At 43.9% G+C, this 16,036-nt stretch carries 21 protein-coding genes; 16 read left to right on the top strand and 5 right to left on the bottom strand.

Annotated features, from left to right (window positions below; genetic code table 11):
* The first annotated feature begins 16 nt into the window (after positions 1 to 16).
* From fliP to lafA, 7 genes are all read left to right on the top strand, one after another.
* The gene (gene fliP / locus R7P72_RS05660; RefSeq protein ID WP_005375037.1) at positions 17 to 775 is read left to right on the top strand and encodes a flagellar type III secretion system pore protein FliP; all 759 of its coding nucleotides are present in this window, start codon (positions 17 to 19) and stop codon (positions 773 to 775) included.
* 12 nt (positions 776 to 787) lie between these two features.
* The gene (fliQ, locus tag R7P72_RS05655; protein ID WP_005375036.1) at positions 788 to 1,057 is read left to right on the top strand and encodes a flagellar biosynthesis protein FliQ; all 270 of its coding nucleotides are present in this window, start codon (positions 788 to 790) and stop codon (positions 1,055 to 1,057) included.
* Entirely contained in the window at positions 1,057 to 1,833 is a 777-nt protein-coding gene (gene fliR, locus R7P72_RS05650) for a flagellar biosynthetic protein FliR (protein ID WP_005375027.1), read from the top strand. The genes fliQ and fliR overlap by 1 nt, the downstream gene beginning before the upstream one ends.
* Positions 1,830 to 2,957 (top strand): flagellar biosynthesis protein FlhB, encoded by a 1,128-nt coding sequence (gene flhB, locus R7P72_RS05645; protein ID WP_005375025.1) that lies wholly within the window; start codon positions 1,830 to 1,832, stop codon positions 2,955 to 2,957. The genes fliR and flhB overlap by 4 nt, the downstream gene beginning before the upstream one ends.
* Positions 2,958 to 2,988: 31 nt before the next feature.
* Complete coding sequence (gene flhA, locus R7P72_RS05640; RefSeq protein WP_005375024.1) at positions 2,989 to 5,079, top strand: flagellar biosynthesis protein FlhA; 2,091 nt, start codon at positions 2,989 to 2,991, stop codon at positions 5,077 to 5,079.
* 19 nt (positions 5,080 to 5,098) lie between these two features.
* On the top strand, positions 5,099 to 5,869 hold the full coding sequence (locus tag R7P72_RS05635; RefSeq protein WP_005375023.1) for an EAL domain-containing protein: 771 nt from the start codon (positions 5,099 to 5,101) through the stop codon (positions 5,867 to 5,869).
* Positions 5,870 to 6,170: 301 nt separating this feature from the next.
* A complete protein-coding gene (gene lafA, locus R7P72_RS05630) occupies positions 6,171 to 7,022 on the top strand; it encodes a lateral flagellin LafA (RefSeq protein WP_005375019.1) in 852 nt (283 codons plus the stop codon).
* A gap of 70 nt (positions 7,023 to 7,092) precedes the next feature.
* Here the strand turns inward: lafA and R7P72_RS05625 are convergent, their stop codons facing one another.
* Positions 7,093 to 7,380 carry a hypothetical protein gene (locus tag R7P72_RS05625; RefSeq protein WP_005375016.1) on the bottom strand — a complete coding sequence of 96 codons (288 nt, stop codon included), beginning with the start codon at positions 7,378 to 7,380 and terminating at the stop codon, positions 7,093 to 7,095.
* 416 nt (positions 7,381 to 7,796) lie between these two features.
* On the opposite strand from R7P72_RS05625, the gene fliD reads away from it, so the two are divergent.
* The 9 genes from fliD (at position 7,797) to R7P72_RS05580 (ending at position 14,428) form a co-directional block, all read left to right on the top strand.
* Positions 7,797 to 9,143: a flagellar filament capping protein FliD gene (gene fliD / locus R7P72_RS05620; protein WP_005375015.1), complete on the top strand. Its 1,347-nt coding sequence runs from the start codon at positions 7,797 to 7,799 to the stop codon at positions 9,141 to 9,143.
* A gap of 32 nt (positions 9,144 to 9,175) precedes the next feature.
* Positions 9,176 to 9,562, top strand: coding sequence for a flagellar export chaperone FliS (gene fliS, locus R7P72_RS05615; RefSeq protein ID WP_005375014.1), 387 nt, complete (start codon positions 9,176 to 9,178; stop codon positions 9,560 to 9,562).
* A complete protein-coding gene (locus R7P72_RS05610) occupies positions 9,546 to 9,866 on the top strand; it encodes a hypothetical protein (RefSeq protein ID WP_005375013.1) in 321 nt (106 codons plus the stop codon). The genes fliS and R7P72_RS05610 overlap by 17 nt, the downstream gene beginning before the upstream one ends.
* Positions 9,863 to 10,936: a flagellar hook-length control protein FliK gene (locus tag R7P72_RS05605; protein WP_005375012.1), complete on the top strand. Its 1,074-nt coding sequence runs from the start codon at positions 9,863 to 9,865 to the stop codon at positions 10,934 to 10,936. Before R7P72_RS05610 ends, R7P72_RS05605 begins: the two co-directional genes overlap by 4 nt.
* 22 nt (positions 10,937 to 10,958) lie before the next feature.
* A complete protein-coding gene (gene fliL / locus R7P72_RS05600) occupies positions 10,959 to 11,459 on the top strand; it encodes a flagellar basal body-associated protein FliL (RefSeq protein ID WP_005375011.1) in 501 nt (166 codons plus the stop codon).
* 12 nt (positions 11,460 to 11,471) lie between these two features.
* Positions 11,472 to 12,200: a FliA/WhiG family RNA polymerase sigma factor gene (locus tag R7P72_RS05595; RefSeq protein ID WP_005375008.1), complete on the top strand. Its 729-nt coding sequence runs from the start codon at positions 11,472 to 11,474 to the stop codon at positions 12,198 to 12,200.
* Positions 12,201 to 12,210: 10 nt separating this feature from the next.
* Complete coding sequence (gene motA / locus R7P72_RS05590) at positions 12,211 to 13,068, top strand: flagellar motor stator protein MotA (protein ID WP_005375006.1); 858 nt, start codon at positions 12,211 to 12,213, stop codon at positions 13,066 to 13,068.
* Positions 13,068 to 14,063, top strand: coding sequence for a flagellar motor protein MotB (locus R7P72_RS05585; RefSeq protein WP_005375003.1), 996 nt, complete (start codon positions 13,068 to 13,070; stop codon positions 14,061 to 14,063). Before motA ends, R7P72_RS05585 begins: the two co-directional genes overlap by 1 nt.
* A 77-nt stretch (positions 14,064 to 14,140) precedes the next feature.
* Positions 14,141 to 14,428 carry a hypothetical protein gene (locus R7P72_RS05580; protein ID WP_005375002.1) on the top strand — a complete coding sequence of 96 codons (288 nt, stop codon included), beginning with the start codon at positions 14,141 to 14,143 and terminating at the stop codon, positions 14,426 to 14,428.
* Here the strand turns inward: R7P72_RS05580 and R7P72_RS05575 are convergent.
* The 4 genes from R7P72_RS05575 to R7P72_RS05560 all read right to left on the bottom strand — a co-directional run bounded on the left by R7P72_RS05575 (position 14,425) and on the right by R7P72_RS05560 (position 15,971).
* Complete coding sequence (locus R7P72_RS05575; protein ID WP_005375001.1) at positions 14,425 to 14,643, bottom strand: DUF6500 family protein; 219 nt, start codon at positions 14,641 to 14,643, stop codon at positions 14,425 to 14,427. The genes R7P72_RS05580 and R7P72_RS05575 overlap by 4 nt on opposite strands.
* Positions 14,644 to 14,653: 10 nt before the next feature.
* Entirely contained in the window at positions 14,654 to 15,031 is a 378-nt protein-coding gene (locus R7P72_RS05570; RefSeq protein ID WP_005375000.1) for a PH domain-containing protein, read from the bottom strand.
* A 112-nt stretch (positions 15,032 to 15,143) separates the two neighbouring features.
* Positions 15,144 to 15,359 carry a TIGR02450 family Trp-rich protein gene (locus R7P72_RS05565; RefSeq protein WP_005374999.1) on the bottom strand — a complete coding sequence of 72 codons (216 nt, stop codon included), beginning with the start codon at positions 15,357 to 15,359 and terminating at the stop codon, positions 15,144 to 15,146.
* Positions 15,360 to 15,497: 138 nt separating this feature from the next.
* The gene (locus tag R7P72_RS05560; protein ID WP_005374998.1) at positions 15,498 to 15,971 is read right to left on the bottom strand and encodes an HPP family protein; all 474 of its coding nucleotides are present in this window, start codon (positions 15,969 to 15,971) and stop codon (positions 15,498 to 15,500) included.
* Positions 15,972 to 16,036: the final 65 nt, after the last annotated feature.

Below are 16,036 nucleotides of genomic sequence, written 5' to 3'. Positions count from 1 at the left end.
TTAGGTAGGCATCACAATGAAAAATCTGAGCGCTTGGCACCGTTGGTTACCTCTTTTGGTATTGGTGTCACTTTTGTTTGCTTTCCCAACAATGGCGGCTGACAACGGCTTAACTATCTTGTCCGTTTCTGATGGCGACACACAACAAGAATACAGCGTTAAACTGCAAATTCTGTTGTTGATGACGGCGCTCAGTTTTCTTCCAGCATTTATTTTGATGGCGACGAGCTTTACTCGAATTGTCGTTGTCCTTGCGATTTTGCGCCAAGCTCTTGGTCTTCAACAAAGCCCACCTAACAGAGTGTTGGTCGGGATCGCTCTCGCATTGACGTTACTGATTATGCGCCCTGTCTGGAGCGATATTTATGAAAATGCGTTTCAGCCATACGACAACGGCGAAATCACGCTAATACAGGCTTTTTCTGTTGCAGAGAAACCAGTGAGAGAGTTCATGTTGGCACAGACGCACCAAAGCTCTCTTGAACAAATGTTACGTATTGCCAATGAGCCTCTCGACCAAAACGTTGAGGATATTTCATTTGCCGTTGTCTTGCCTGCATTTGTCATTAGTGAACTGAAAACCGCCTTCCAAATTGGTTTTATGCTTTTCATCCCGTTTTTGGTCATCGACTTGGTTGTCGCCAGTGTCCTGATGGCAATGGGTATGATGATGCTATCACCTTTGATTGTCTCACTTCCCTTTAAGTTGGTGGTATTTGTACTCGTGGATGGTTGGGCAATGACAGTTGGCACCTTATCTGCCAGCTTCGGTTAACTAGGAGCAGTTATGACCCCAGAACTAACCGTAACGTTATTTTCCGATGCAGTATGGCTGATCATTTTGATGGTTGCCGTATTGGTTGTTCCAGGCTTAATTGTCGGTTTGTGTATCGCCGTATTTCAGGCTGCCACACAAATCAACGAGCAAACACTCAGCTTTTTGCCACGTTTGCTCGTTACCTTGTTAATGGTGATTTTTGCAGGTCACTGGATGCTCCGTAAGATCATGGAACTGTTTGATTTCTTGTTCCACAACATACCAGGGATGATTGGCTAATGGCCATCACATTTGCAGAGCTCTCGGCGATACTCGGTCAACTCTGGTGGCCGTTTTTTCGTGTGGGAGCCGTATTTATTTCAATGCCTTTCTTCGGTGATGCAATTATTCCTGTTTGGGTTCGTACTTTACTGGCCCTCTCGATCGTTGTCATTACTGGACCGTTAATGCCACCCATGCCACAAGTCGAATTATTCTCTATGACTTCCCTGTTCCTTGCTTTTGAGCAAGCTATTTGGGGGGTAATGTTTGGGTTAATTTTGCACATGCTCTTTAACGTTTTCACCATGCTTGGTCAGGTGATTTCTCTGCAAATGGGCTTAGGTATGGCGATGATGAATGATCCTATTAACGGGCTTTCTGTCGCCATTTTGGGACGCATATTTCTGATTTTCTCAACCTTGCTGTTTCTTGCGCTAGAAGGACACTTACTCGTCATAGATATCGTGATTCAAAGCTTTGTTGTTTGGCCAGTCGGATCTGGTATCACATCGCTTTCTCTGCAAGGTGTTGTCAATATTTTCGGTTGGATGTTTGCCTCTTCACTCGCTTTGGCTTTGCCCGCTATTGTTTCCATGCTTCTAGCCAACATCAGTTTTGGTGTAATGAACCGAGCCGCACCATCACTTAATGTCTATGCGTTAGGTTTTCCTATGACGATGCTGCTGGGTCTATTCAGCGTATTAATCTCAGTTTCTGGTGTTCCTGGTCGCTACACGGCGCTCGTTCACGACACCATTAGACACTTGAGTAACTTTATGTTGGGGGGAGCATGAGCGATCAATCTTCTCAAGACAAAACTGAAAAAGCCTCACCGCAGAAGGTAAAGAAAGCCCGCCAGGAAGGACAAATTCCTCGCGCGAAAGAGTTTACTACTGCGGTAATATTTCTAGCGGTGGCGCTCTACTTTTACTCTCAGCTTAATAGTATTTGGGAAAGCATGTCGGGGATCTTTCGCTACAACATGATGCTGACGCGAGCCGACCTAGAAAATCCTAAACAACTTGTCGAGCAATTGGGACAAAGTTTAGCAGTCATCATCGACATGCTATTACCATTGTTTACCGTCATTATTATCGTGACCTGTGGTAGTAGCCTTGTGCTAGGCGGCTGGATGTTCCGTCCCGCGAACGTGATGCCAAAGCTGAGCAAAATTAATCCTTTGAGCGGGATAAAGCGCATTTTTTCGACCCGCTCAGTGGTTGAGCTCTTAAAGTCGACGTTCAAAGTAGCCGTGATCTTCGGCATCTTATATGGCTATTTAGACAACCACTTACAGCCATTACTTGGCATGCAAAACCTCCCACTCAGCCAAGGTTTTTCTCTAGTAATGTCAATTCTGTTTGAAGGCTTACTCTTAATGGGCTTCGCCTTGTTGTTATTTGGGGTTATCGACATTCCTTATCAGCGTTGGGAACACCTAAAAGAACTCCGCATGACGAAACAAGAATTGAAAGAGGAATTTAAAAATAATGAAGGTCGTCCGGAAGTAAAACAACGTATTCGTCAAATACAGCAACAGTTTGCGCGCCGTAAGATCGATAAAATGGTGCCGACGGCTGACGTGATCATCACAAACCCAACGCACTACGCAGTCGCACTGAAATACGAGCCTTCGCTTTCTGACGCGCCCTTTGTCGTCGCAAAAGGCGTAGACGAAACTGCTATGCACATTCAACGTATCGCCCGAGAAAACAAAGTGGAAATCATTAACTCCCCGCCACTTACCCGTTCGATTTATCACACGACGGCGATTGAACAAGCAATCCCAAGCCAACTGTACATCGCAGTGGCACATATTCTTACTTACGTTTTGCAATTGAAAGCCTTTCGTAAAGGTGAGGGAAAAGAGCCAATTCCTTTACCTCATTTTTCGATTCCAAAACATTTGCAGCACTGATTAACCCGCGTTTATCCAAGGACACGAAAGTATGCTTAACCGGTTAAAACAACTTCAAACATCAACCAAAGGCTACGTTGGCATTCCAATCGTCTTGCTAATGATATTAGCAATGGTGATTCTTCCTTTGCCTCCTCTGCTACTGGATGCGCTGTTTACCTTTAATATCGTCTTAGCAATCCTAGTATTGCTGGTCAGCACAACCGCAAAGCGACCATTAGATTTCTCTGTTTTTCCAACTATTTTGCTGGTCGCAACATTATTACGTCTCACATTGAACGTGGCTTCTACGCGAATTGTACTCCTAGAAGGACATAATGGTGGTGACGCAGCGGGTAAGGTCATTCAAGCATTCGGTGAAGTCGTCATTGGCGGTAACTACGTCGTTGGTATGGTGGTGTTCGTCATCTTGATGATCATCAACTTCGTCGTAATCACCAAAGGTGGTGAACGTATTTCTGAGGTTTCAGCCCGCTTTACGTTGGATGCTTTACCAGGCAAACAAATGGCAATTGATGCCGACTTAAACGCTGGCCTTATCGATCAGGAAACGGCTCGCTTACGCCGTAAAGAAGTCGCCAACGAAGCCGATTTTCATGGTTCGATGGATGGTGCATCAAAGTTTGTGCGTGGCGATGCCATCGCAGGTTTGTTGATTCTGTTTATCAATATCATTGGTGGTATCAGTATTGGTGTCTTCGAGCATGGACTCGCTGCGTCTGACGCCTTTAAAACTTATGCCCTACTCACAATCGGTGATGGTCTAGTTGCTCAAATTCCTTCACTACTATTGGCAACGGCTGCCGCGATTATCGTTACGCGAATTAATGATAGCGATAATGGCATGTCGGAAACCATGCAAAAGCAATTACTGGCAACTCCTGCAACGCTATTTACTGTCGCAGGTATTATGGCGGTAATCGGTATGGTACCGGGTATGCCACACCTAGCCTTTTTTGCGTTTGCTGGCGCATTAGCGTTCGCAGGGTGGCGTCAAACCAAGAAGCCAGTGCAAGACTCCCAGATTGAAGAGGTCGAAGCACTTTCACAAGCGATGCAAGACGATGATACACCGCTGACATGGGATGATATTCCTCACGTCCAAACATTATCACTTGCGCTTGGTTACCGACTCGTCCATCTAGTCAACAAAGAACAAGGGGCACCCTTATCACAACGAATTCGCGGTGTGCGTCGAAACCTTTCTGAACAAGTTGGCTTTTTATTACCTGAAGTTCGTATTCGTGACAACCTGAGCCTTAAGCCAAACCAATACACAATTTCTCTAAATGGCGAAGTCATTGAGCAAGGCTTTATTGAACCAGAGCGTTTAATGGCGATAGCGGTTGGCGAAACTTACGGTGAGGTAGATGGCATTTTGGGTAGCGATCCTGCTTATCAGTTGCCAGCTGTGTGGATTGAGCATCAAGATAAAGCAAAAGCACTTAATATGGGTTACCAAGTTGTCGATGATGGCACTGTTATTGCCACTCATATTAGTAAAATCATGAAGACAAACCTTGCAGAATTGTTTACGCACGACGATGTGGAAGCAATAACCCAGCGTTTGACACAACAAGCCCCGAAACTAGCAGAAGCATTAGCAGCAGCACTTAATCCAGCGCAGCAGCTGAAAGTATATCGTCAGCTTTTATTAGACCAAGTGCCACTAAAAGATATTCGCACGATTGCCAACACAATGTTGGAATCCGCGGAAAATACAAAGGACCCGATCCTACTTGCATCTGATGTGCGCTGTGCACTAAAGCGTACGCTTGTTAACTTAATTGCGGGACAAAAGAACGAGTTAAATGTCTACGCACTGTCTGATGAGTTAGAACAAATGCTACTAACTTCACTGCAACAAGCACAATCTTCTGGTACGGTAACACTAGATAGCTTCCCAATTGAGCCAAACATTCTTGGTCAGTTCCAACAAAACTTGCCATTGATCAGACAACAGCTTAAGCAACAGGGGCTACCTCCGATCCTTCTCGTTATGCCACAGCTGCGCCCTCTTCTAGCGCGTTACGCTCGTACATTTACACAAGGGCTGGCAGTATTGTCTTACAACGAAATCCCAGAAAACAAACAAATCAATGTGGTAGGAAACCTTGGTTAATCTTATTTCAACACATGCGATGTACGAACATTTGGTTGGTCTCGCAGTACAACATATCGTCACGGATGACGATCAATTAGTCTTTGATGCTTTAAAACACAATGATGTCCAACACGCATGCCAAGCAATTAGGGAAGCTCAATCAGGAGAAGTAGAATTCCAACACCTGACGTTGAGATTTGGTATGCGTGGAGAACAAAGTGTCTATCAATTCAAACTCTCTGAACAAATGCAGTACTGCCTGGATTTGTTCAGTCTTTACCTTGCACTAAGACAAACACAATTTCAGTTAGAAGCCTTTCATCACGACTTGATTAGTAATGTTGTCGTGCCGATTCGCGTGGATGCATTACTGTGGGAGCCTGGGGTTTATTTTCTCGAACAGACGATTCAATTCCACTCTTCTGCTTTTCAACATGTGATTCCTTCTCTTCAAGCTGATGAAACGTTATGTGATCGTGATAAAGTCGCCACACTCACCAAAAAGTTAAAAGAGAATGCATATTCACTTTGGTTTGAAGTCGCGACATCGCAAGTGAACTTCGAGCGCGTCGCAGACTTTAGTCCCGATATGATCAAATTGTCAGTCACACTAGAAGATAAAGAAGAAAGACACGCTTTCCTACCTATTGCTAAGTTCTTAAGAAAGCATAAATATACTTGGGTTGCCGGACGTGTAGCGAGTCAAACGGAACTTAACCGCTATCGTTTATTGGGTGCCAGTTATTATTTTGGTTATTTCAGCGATATCCCAACCTCTCTCTCCTTTCAGTCTTTTGATGAGGAATAGTTGAAACTCAACCATTTATATTTAAAACAGCACGATTTATTCGTGCTGTTTTTTTATTTATAACGGATAACCACAAGATCATTGGGCAATAGTTTCTTTAACTTAACTAAAAAATTTAGGCTTATATGATGATTTTCCCGGTTTTCATGGAATACAAATCACTAAAAATCATCAATTTTTATCTTTTTTAGAAATTTTTTAATTTTCAAATTAATCATTAAAGCCGACCGACCGCCTCTAGTTAGTGACAAGGGAATATCCCGAGGCCTGAAAGATATAGTGACTAACTAAGGAGACTAAGATGGCTTTATCAATGCACACTAACTACGCTTCGCTTGTAACTCAAAACACAATGAACACAACAAGCGGACTTCTAAACACAGCAATGGAACGTCTAAGCACAGGCTACCGTGTGAACTCAGCTGCTGATGACGCTGCTGGTCTTCAAATTGCTAACCGTCTAGAAGCGCAAACACGCGGCATGTCAGTAGCAATGCGTAACGCACAAGACGGCATCTCTATGATGCAAACTGCTGAAGGTGCGATGGATGAAATGACAAACATCGTTTACCGTATGAACGACCTTGCTACACAATCGTTGAACGGTTCAAACAGTGCAACAGACCGTGCGTCTCTTAACAAAGAGTTCACACAGCTTACTGCAGAACTAAACAACATCGTAGACAACACTAAGTTCGGTGGTCAAAACCTTCTTAAAGGCGGCGGCTTCGGTGCAGGTGACGTAACATTCCAAATCGGTGCATCTTCTGCTGAAACATTGACTGTAAGCGCAAGCGCAGGTATCGGTGAAATCACTACTATTCTTGCTGATGCAGCAATTACAGATGGTATCGATGACGCGACTAAAGCAAAAGCAGCACTAGACAAAATCAGCGGCGCTGACGGTCTAGTAGAAAAAATTGGTAGCTCTCGTGCAGACTTCGGTGCGAACATCAACCGTCTTGAGCACACTATGGCTAACCTTGGTAACATGGTAGAAAACGTTACAGCATCTAAAGGTCGTATCATGGATACAGACTTTGCAGTAGAGTCTTCAAACATGACTAAGAACCAAATGTTGATGCAAGCAGGTACAACTGTTCTGTCTCAAACTAACCAGCTTCCAAGCATGGCAATGTCACTACTACGCTAATTACTTAGTTAATAGTGCGCTTAATTTAAATCGTCTTAATTATAAAGCCTTCCTATGGAAGGCTTTATTTTTATCTACGAATATAAATAGAGCTCGTATTATCTTTGTGAGATTCAGGCACTCTGAATCCGAATTTCAACATAATATTAAATAAAACCTTATTAAACAGTTCTAATTCTATCGTCTCTAATTTGCTTCCTATTTTACTATCTCTAAGTTCAGGAAAATTGAACTTAGCTTCCTTTAAGATACTAGCTATCTCATCAGAATTGATGCTCTGTTTACTTAATAGTTTTTTGTTAATGAACTCTTCATATGCACGAGCACACTTCATCAATCGTAACGCAAATTCATTCATAACTGACATTCTTTGAAACGTAAAAAATTTAATTTTTAGTGAGAACACTTGCACGTCACACTATCAAAAATAATATCAGAACGTAATTAATGTACTCTGTAAGAATTATCTGAATCAAGCTGAAGTAAGGGCTGAATATAACGTCTAATTAAAACATCTCTCCTAATTAGAACCGTCAATACAATTAAATATTTTCTTTGTTTAGGTCGCCTTTTCTTATAAGGAAATTACTTTTTCCATGGAGGAAGGCGGAACAAACAAGGTGGAAACACCACTTCCTCCCAAGAAAACAAAATAGCTTTAAACCTTTGTTTTAATTGAACTTAATATACGGCACGCATCTTGCCACTGATAATTAAACTAAGGCGTAGCATTCAAAGTATTCAAGCCAATAAGAGATGAGAGGAGCACACCTCATGAGTTCTTTAGACCCAGTAAAAATGGCAACCCAATTCGCACAATTGGACACAAACCCATTCAAAAACCGTTACCAAGCGCAAGCTAATGTGTACCAGTCACAACTGTCAGCTTTTAATAAAGTTGAAAGCGCACTACGTGATTTTCGTACTGCAATGAAAGAGATGAATAACAGCACAAACAGCATCATCAAAAACAGTGCGACACTCTCTCAAGAAGGTAACTTTACTGCAAACGCGGATGCTAAAGCGCTAACGGGTAACTATCAGATTTTTGTAGAAAAAGTGGCAACGGCGCATCAAGTATCTACAGGTATGCCTGCAGACCTTGAGGCAACGACAGAAGTACCAACAACTGGATCTTTAGAATTCACCATCAACGGTGAAACAATGACTCTAGACTTGTCCTCCGTTGATGTTAATGGTGACGGCACTGCAACGATCAGCGATTTAGCCAGTGCGATTAACAATCACACGGATAACCCTGGCGTTAACGCCACTCTAGTTCGCTCGAATGGTCAAACACACTTTATGCTATCGAGCACTGAGACTGGTGTCGAAAATAAGATCAACGTATCTGCATCGGGTACTGGCCAAGCGTGGTTTGAAGACGCCTTCACCAACCTCAAGCAAATCAACGCTCCGCAAGATGCGGTTATGTGGCTAGGTGCAAAAGACTCAGGCCTGAAACTAACCAACGCAAGTAATACTTTTGAAGGTGTCATCGACGGTGTTGACATTACCGTATCTAAACCGCAAGCCGCGGGAGATTCGCCAATCGGTTTAAAAATTGGAGCTGATAGCGAAGGCACTAAAGAACAACTAGATAAGTTTGTGGAAACCTACAATGCCCTTGTTTCGACTATCGATCAGTACACCCAAATTGGCGGTGAAGATCAGAAACGCGGCGTGCTCGCTAGCGACTCGACATTGCGTTCTATTGAGAGTCAGTTAACGGGGTTAATCCGAGGTGAACACAATGGTATGCGCCTAAGCGAAATCGGCGTGAGCCTAGACCGCAACGGTAAAATGAAAGTTGATCAAGAAAAGTTCAAAGAAGCTCAACAAACAAACAGCGCAGGCTTAGAGGCGTTGTTTAATGGGGATGACGCTTTGCTAGATTCTCTTGACGCGATGGTAGAGCCTTTCTTGAAGTTCTCATCAGGTACCTTCAGCACGCGTAAAGACGCAATACAGTCAAGCTTAGACCGAATCAAAGATAAACAAACCAATTTAGAGCGTAAGTACGAAATGTCGTACAACCGCTATCTCAAACAATTCACTCAAATGAATTCAATTATGACCCAAATGAACCAAACCATGTCCATGTTTAATGCTCAAAAATAAGACATTTGGTTCCAAATTTAGGAGAAATATTCATGCTTATGGATTCTGGTTACGATTCGTACCAACAAGTCGATCTCGACGCTCAAGCGGCAGCAGCAAATCCACACCAATTGGTCATCATGTTAATCGATGGCCTACTCGATGAAGTTGAACGTATTCGCGGCCACCTAGCCGCAAATCGTTTGGCCGAGAAAGGGAATGGAATCAACAAATGCATGAACATCTTGATTGGACTAACAAGTGCTTTAGATGATGAAAACGGCGGTGAAATTGCGGAAAACCTACGCCAGCTGTATGACTTCTGCCAAGTCGAACTTTATTACGCTAGCGTGCAAAACGATGCAAATCGCTTGGTTAACGTTGAGCGTGTAATGGGTAACATTCGTGAAGGTTGGATGAATTTTGGACAACAAGCATAAAGTATCGCCAGAGCGATTCCGTCATTTATCTCAGCTCATCCAGTTCGCCGCAAAAACGGCCGATTGGCATGCGCTCAAGCGGTACGACTTGCAGTTGCGAGAGCTTTTGATCAGTCACAAGCCTTTTTTGAAAGATCCTAAGCTTGCACCTGAAATCCAGCGAGCGAAAACAGTGCACGCTAATGCCTTCGCAGTATTAGAGAAGTCGACCAACGAGTTGAAAAAAGAGATGAACATGGTCAATGACCATCAAGAACGCGCTATGGCCTATCAATTAGCAATGACCATGGAGCTAACTCAATGATCATACCTTCTTCAACTCAGCACTCGGGTAATTCGCCAGCTAACAATGAGGGTCACATCAAGCAAGCGAACTCGGTACACGGCTTTTCTCATGGTTTTAAATCAGGGAACAAGCAGAATGGTGAGCAAGACTTTAACTCTGCGTCAGCGGTACCGAGTTTTCACCTTACGGCCTCTACTTTGAACAGCGCAAACAAAGTACAAAGTCATGGTTTTGATACTGATGACCGCTCAGCCTCAGATCCGGATGCCAACTTGACCAGTACACTAGGGTTAACAGAATCGACTGATCTTGCAGCGCAAGCTCAAGCTTTAACCCAGGGTATGATTACCATGGCAGAGAAGCAGGCTGAGAAACTAGGAAAAGCGTCATCTTTAATGACTGCGAGCGAAGTTAAGTCTGTTACTCAAGATTCGTCTAACGCTATGTTAAACACATCATCAAAACAAGATGTGAAGCAAAGTCTGCCGACTTCATCGAGTTCGCGTTTGCCTATCTCCGGTGCTGAGTTTCAAACTCTTTTGAATCAACCTGTTCAAGGGCAACCAACCGCCTCTCTACTTCAAGCACAAGCTCCTACAACACAACCTGCACATTCACCGGTTGCGACGAGTCATGTTCAAGCTCAAGGCTCTGAGTGGGCAGCGGTGCGTGTTGATACCACTGCCGGAAAGTGGGGGGAGCAAATGATGCAAGTATTACATGATCGCGTGACGCTCCAAGCTCAACAAAATGTACAAGAAGCAAAAATCCGCCTAGACCCACCAGACTTAGGGAAATTGGATTTACTTGTACGTGTTGAAGGTGACCGATTGAGTGTCCACATCAACGCCAATGCCGCAGCAACACGAGAAGCTTTAATGCAAGTTTCGGAACGATTGCGTACTGAGTTACAAGAGCAAAACTTCGTTCATGTCGATGTCAATGTTGGCTCTGATCAAAACCAAGGTCGAAATGACCCACATGCAAACGAAGAAGACGCCAATATTTTCGCCGCACGAGAATCTGGTGCATTCCAAACCACGACAACAACTAACTATTCAGAACACTGGCTAAGCACTCAAGCTTAGTGAATCTTCGAGGAAAAAGGTTATGACCAAACAACAAATGATCGCCCTGTTTATCGCCATGATCATCACCAGTGCCCTCGTTTCGGCCGTCACAATTATGGGCGGAATCTGGTACTTAAACAAACACGCTCAAGAGTCACCTGACTCTGGTTCACTGATCGAAGACTCTCCACTGTCTTTTTTGGTCACAGAACAACCGACAAGTAAAGGTCCTAGCTTCCATCCTTTGGACAAAGTCGTTTTGACCGTTAAAGGCAAGAAACAGACTCACTTTGTGATGCTAGAACTGGCAATTGAGACACGCCGTCCAGAGCGTATCAAAGAGATCGATGAATACATGCCTATGGTACAAAACTCTCTATTAAAACTGTTTAGCGACAAAACGTTTGATCAGTTACAGCAAGCGGGTGCCATCGATATTCTGCAAGACGAAGTGAAGCAAACGCTTCTACTCGCTTTTGCTAAAACAGACATCGTCCGAGAAATCGACGATGTTTTGTTGACTAAATATGTTGTGCAATAACGGAGCACAACCATGTTAGACATGAATGTACAAGACACTTACACCACAGAAGAGGAAGTGACAACACCGTCACGACCAATTGATGAAAACGCATTGCTACAACGTCATCAGGTCATGGTAAAACGCGTAGTTAACCAGCTGCGCGTTCATGCCACTTCTCACTGTAGTATTGAAGATATGCAGCAGATAGGCCTTATCGCTCTAGTCGAGGCTGGACGCCGATATGGCGATGTTGACGATCCTCACTTTCCTGCTTTCGCCGTTTGTCGAGTTCGGGGAGCTATTTTAGACGAATTACGCCGACTAGATTGGCGTTCACGTAAGACTCGTCAACAAGCCCACGAGCTCAACGACGTGACTCGAGATCTCACTCGAACGTTAGGTCGAATGCCAACGGATGCCGAAATCATCCAGGCTTTAGGGACGAATGAGCAAGATTATTACAACCGCCAAAATGCCGCTCTCGCAGGCGAGATGCAAAGCCTTGACCAACTGATGGAGAGCAGCGGTGATAGCTACATTGGCGGGCAATACGATGGCATGGAACATGAACATATTCGTCGTAGTTTAGACAGTGCTTTGGGTAAATTACCTAAGCGCGATCAACTGCTCCTGACTCTGTTCTATCAACATGAACTCAACTTACACGAAATAGCTCTGGTATTGGATCTGACACCACCTCGTATATGTCAGCTTCACAAACAAGCGCTGAAACAACTCAACCAATTAATGTCCTCTTAGGAGTCACAAGATGCAAAAGTTTTTTGGAGTGCTCACTATCCTGGTGTGCGTCTTCGGTGGATATATGTGGGCCGGTGGTAGCTTAGGTGCTATCTGGCAGCCAGCCGAATTCCTTATCATTATTGGCGCCGCTGCTGGTTCTTTGATCATCGGTAATCCGCCTCATGTACTGAAAGAAATGCGTCGCCAAGTGCCAGCGACCATTAAAGGTCCAACAGAAGAGCATGAGTACTACATGGAATTAATGGCACTACTCAACAACTTGCTAGAGACAGCGAGAAACCGCGGATACAAGTTTCTGGATTCTCATATTGAGGCTCCGGAGCAAAGCTCTATGTTCCTCGCTTACCCGACGATCGCAGAAGATCATCGCCTAATTTCTTTCATTACTGACAATTTACGTTTAATGGCAATGGGACAGATGTCGCCTCATGAATTAGAGGGACTGCTAGAGCAAGAAATCGAAGCAATACAGAACGAAATGCTTTTACCTTCACGCTCACTACAGCGTACAGCAGAAGCACTACCTGGCTTCGGTATTCTTGCAGCAGTTGGTGGCATCATTATCACCATGCAAGCTATTGATGGCTCAATCGCTATGATTGGGTATCACGTTGCGGCAGCTCTCGTTGGTACATTCATTGGTATTTTCGGTTGTTACTGTGGCTTAGATCCACTAAGTAACGCCATGGCTCAGCGAGTAAAACGTAATATGACTGCTTTTGAGTGCGTTCGTGCAACCTTGGTTGCCTACGTAGCGAAAAAGCCGACATTGCTCGCCATTGACGCTGGTCGTAAACATATTCAGCTAGACATCAAACCAACATTCAACCAAATGGAGAAGTGGTTAGCTGAACAGGAGGGATAATGCAAAAACAAGAGCATGTAGTGTTCAAACGTGCCAAAGTATACAGCCATGATGAGTCGTCTCATGGCGGCGCGTGGAAAGTCGCGTTTGCTGACTTCATGATCGCCCTAATGGCGCTGTTTCTTGTACTTTGGGTTATGCAGGTGGTAGACAAAGAAGAGCGTAAAGCGATTGTTGCCCACTTGCATAGTTCAAGCGTATTCGACAAGAGTTACGGCAACCCATTTGATACGTCACAAAGTATTTCTCCTATCGACTTGGCACAGGACTCTTCTGTGCCAAGTAAACACAACTCCAACCATGTAGTAAGCTCTTACTTTAAAGGTGATGGGGATGGACCAGAAATTGATTCTTTGATTCCTGGTAACTTCGATACTCAAGAGCAACTTGCCGCACTAGCGAAAGTAATTGAGCAAATGACTGCCCAAATTAATGCGCAGGGAAATGTAAACGTCACGGTGACACCACAAGGTTTGCGTATCGTCCTTCAAGATGATTACAAACAGCATATGTTCAGCCGTGGTGGTGCAGAACTTACTCCTTTTTTTGAAGATTTACTGCTCGCACTAGCACCTGTATTTCATCGTGTTAACAACCCTCTGATCATCAGCGGACACACAGATGCAATTCCATTTAAAAAGCGTTTTGGTCGTCAATCTAACTGGGCGTTATCAGCCTCTCGAGCAGACGTAGCAAGAAATACGTTAGTTGAAGGCGGTATGCCGGATGATAGAGTAATGCAGGTAACGGGTATGTCAGATAGAGCGCTGCTTAATCCTGATGAGCCAGATTCTAGCGAAAACCGTCGTATTGAGCTGTTTGTTTTAACGACTCCTGCCGCTAAAGTGCTTGAGACCCTTTTTGGCAACCACCAAGAAAGCGAACTGCAAAAAGCGAAAGATAAGGCTGAATTCAACCAACCAGTCATTCGTCAAGAAGTCATCAATTACTCCGGCGATACCGCCACCAGCGAAGTAAAAATTCAAGAATTATAATCTTAAAAGGTCACCACTCTGATGGTGACCTCTCTAACCAAAGCCTCTGTTACTGTGACTTTTTAGTTGAGTTCTATATGCACATAACATCATCCGAAAAAAGAAAAAGCGACTTACTGAAGAAAGCCTTTTTATGGCTCATTGTCTTCGATTACCTTTTATTGGCGTTTTTCTTAACTCAGCTATCAAGTATGACATTAAACAGCGGAACCATGATCAGCTTGTTACTTGTAGTTTATAACGTCTTACTTGTTTCGCTATGTTTTCAACGAACCAACAAGCAGGACTCTTACATTATCTACCCTGTTTTGTCCGCAACGTTATTAGCATTTGTCTGCTTTCTTTACTTCTTTTTTTTAATTTAGCTCCCCGACTCGACCATTGATTTTACTTTTACTGCTTTTTCGAAGTGGTCGAGCTGATGAGTCTGAATCCACCACGTAGCCGCTTCCATCAACAGCTCTGGGTCGTCATTTTTATTAGCGAAAAACGCATAAAATGAGAGACCAACCAATTCACCTTTACTCGCGATCTTTTTGTCACAGACCTCTATAATTTTGTCTCTCAGCGAAGCTCTCATTTCTAATCCCTTAACCTAGTACATACTCACTAACCATACGGTTGAAAGAAATCAAATCAAACGAGCCTTTAATTTCAAAACGCACTCTTCCCACCTCACTCATGAAGAACTCGATTTCACAATCCAAATCAAAAGTACCAGAGGTCTCGATAGAAAATGCATTGATCTTACTGTAAGGCAAAGAAGTGTAATCCACTTTTGAGCCGGTAATCCCTTGCACATTTGCCGCTATCACTCGCTTGTTCGTAAACACCACTTGGTCACGAACTGTTTTAAAAACAGCGAAAATAGTCTCACCATCAATCAAGAACTTAAGGAAGTCTTCTCTGGCATTAGAAACGTCAATCGGCTTAAGCTTAAATACAGAGGAATTGTCGAAATCAATCATAATTAATCCTTTGAGTGGGCGTTAGAACGAATTATCAACGTATCAGATAGCACCACTTTTGCCTACTCGCAACGCACGTTTCTGCTTGATTCGCCCAACAACGAAGCGTCACTCACTTCCACCCTTGCATCCATTGCTCAGAGTCTTTTAGGTCTTGCCAGTTCATCTCTCGGTCGCGTTTACTCATGACTGCCTCGATGACACATCTCACAACGTTACCATCTTCATCTAGTTCCATTTCCGTCACAACAAAATGCTTCTCTTTGTTTTTAGGTGAAATTGCCGTCCATTTACTGTGCAATAGTTTCTTAGGGTGGATTCTGTTCATCGCATTGTACCAATTTAACTACCATGTTGATGTATACGACTGAATACCAAGAGAGAATCAGATTTTGTTTTTGCAAACCTACAAAAGATAAAACCGCAAAAGAGATCACTCCCTTTCGCGGCCCTAACTACAACCCGACTAGGTCTTCTGACCATTCAATCGAGGGTTTAAGTACTGACTTTGGAGCAACTGTAGCCCTTTACCGACCAGAACAATCACTACCGCGCCAATCAGGACAGGCGTGAAGAGAAAACTCCATCCCTGCCCAGACGCCATGATCAAAATTGGATTTGCACCCGCAGGTGGATGAGTGGTCTTCGTAATCAGCATCGCAGAAACACCTAGCCCCGTCGCAATCGCGAGCGTGACCGGCGTGACGTCAACATACTGGCTAAACGCAATACCGATAGATGCCGTGATGAAGTGACCAATGATCACGTTTTTTGGTTGAGCGAGAGGGCTGCTAGGCACCCCAAACACCAGTACTGCGGTAGCACCAAATGGTGCCATCAGGAGTACAACCTCCGTCAGTGATACCTCAGCGTAGGACAATACGCCAATAGCCAACGTAGCGCCAAGCCCGGCAACCAACGATAAAATTAAATTATTCATAAACACCTCAAAATAGACCGAATTGTCTACAAAATAAAATAGACAAATCTGTCTACCTTTGTCAA

The organism is Vibrio sp. Vb0888, assembly GCF_033338835.1.
GTDB classification, from domain to species: domain Bacteria; phylum Pseudomonadota; class Gammaproteobacteria; order Enterobacterales; family Vibrionaceae; genus Vibrio; species Vibrio alginolyticus.
This window is presented reverse-complemented; position numbering and strand designations above follow the sequence as displayed.

What these genes read in the sequence shown, in the direction of transcription:
- fliP (WP_005375037.1), top strand. Translation starts at nt 17, where the DNA reads ATGAAAAATCTGAGCGCTTGGCACCGTTGGTTACCTCTTTTGGTATTG.
- fliQ (WP_005375036.1), top strand. Translation starts at nt 788, where the DNA reads ATGACCCCAGAACTAACCGTAACGTTATTTTCCGATGCAGTATGGCTG.
- fliR (WP_005375027.1), top strand. Translation starts at nt 1,057, where the DNA reads ATGGCCATCACATTTGCAGAGCTCTCGGCGATACTCGGTCAACTCTGG.
- flhB (WP_005375025.1), top strand. Translation starts at nt 1,830, where the DNA reads ATGAGCGATCAATCTTCTCAAGACAAAACTGAAAAAGCCTCACCGCAG.
- flhA (WP_005375024.1), top strand. Translation starts at nt 2,989, where the DNA reads ATGCTTAACCGGTTAAAACAACTTCAAACATCAACCAAAGGCTACGTT.
- R7P72_RS05635 (WP_005375023.1), top strand. Translation starts at nt 5,099, where the DNA reads ATGTACGAACATTTGGTTGGTCTCGCAGTACAACATATCGTCACGGAT.
- lafA (WP_005375019.1), top strand. Translation starts at nt 6,171, where the DNA reads ATGGCTTTATCAATGCACACTAACTACGCTTCGCTTGTAACTCAAAAC.
- R7P72_RS05625 (WP_005375016.1), bottom strand. Translation starts at nt 7,380, where the DNA reads ATGAATGAATTTGCGTTACGATTGATGAAGTGTGCTCGTGCATATGAA.
- fliD (WP_005375015.1), top strand. Translation starts at nt 7,797, where the DNA reads ATGAGTTCTTTAGACCCAGTAAAAATGGCAACCCAATTCGCACAATTG.
- fliS (WP_005375014.1), top strand. Translation starts at nt 9,176, where the DNA reads ATGCTTATGGATTCTGGTTACGATTCGTACCAACAAGTCGATCTCGAC.
- R7P72_RS05605 (WP_005375012.1), top strand. Translation starts at nt 9,863, where the DNA reads ATGATCATACCTTCTTCAACTCAGCACTCGGGTAATTCGCCAGCTAAC.
- fliL (WP_005375011.1), top strand. Translation starts at nt 10,959, where the DNA reads ATGACCAAACAACAAATGATCGCCCTGTTTATCGCCATGATCATCACC.
- R7P72_RS05595 (WP_005375008.1), top strand. Translation starts at nt 11,472, where the DNA reads ATGTTAGACATGAATGTACAAGACACTTACACCACAGAAGAGGAAGTG.
- motA (WP_005375006.1), top strand. Translation starts at nt 12,211, where the DNA reads ATGCAAAAGTTTTTTGGAGTGCTCACTATCCTGGTGTGCGTCTTCGGT.
- R7P72_RS05585 (WP_005375003.1), top strand. Translation starts at nt 13,068, where the DNA reads ATGCAAAAACAAGAGCATGTAGTGTTCAAACGTGCCAAAGTATACAGC.
- R7P72_RS05580 (WP_005375002.1), top strand. Translation starts at nt 14,141, where the DNA reads ATGCACATAACATCATCCGAAAAAAGAAAAAGCGACTTACTGAAGAAA.
- R7P72_RS05575 (WP_005375001.1), bottom strand. Translation starts at nt 14,643, where the DNA reads ATGAGAGCTTCGCTGAGAGACAAAATTATAGAGGTCTGTGACAAAAAG.
- R7P72_RS05570 (WP_005375000.1), bottom strand. Translation starts at nt 15,031, where the DNA reads ATGATTGATTTCGACAATTCCTCTGTATTTAAGCTTAAGCCGATTGAC.
- R7P72_RS05565 (WP_005374999.1), bottom strand. Translation starts at nt 15,359, where the DNA reads ATGAACAGAATCCACCCTAAGAAACTATTGCACAGTAAATGGACGGCA.
- R7P72_RS05560 (WP_005374998.1), bottom strand. Translation starts at nt 15,971, where the DNA reads ATGAATAATTTAATTTTATCGTTGGTTGCCGGGCTTGGCGCTACGTTG.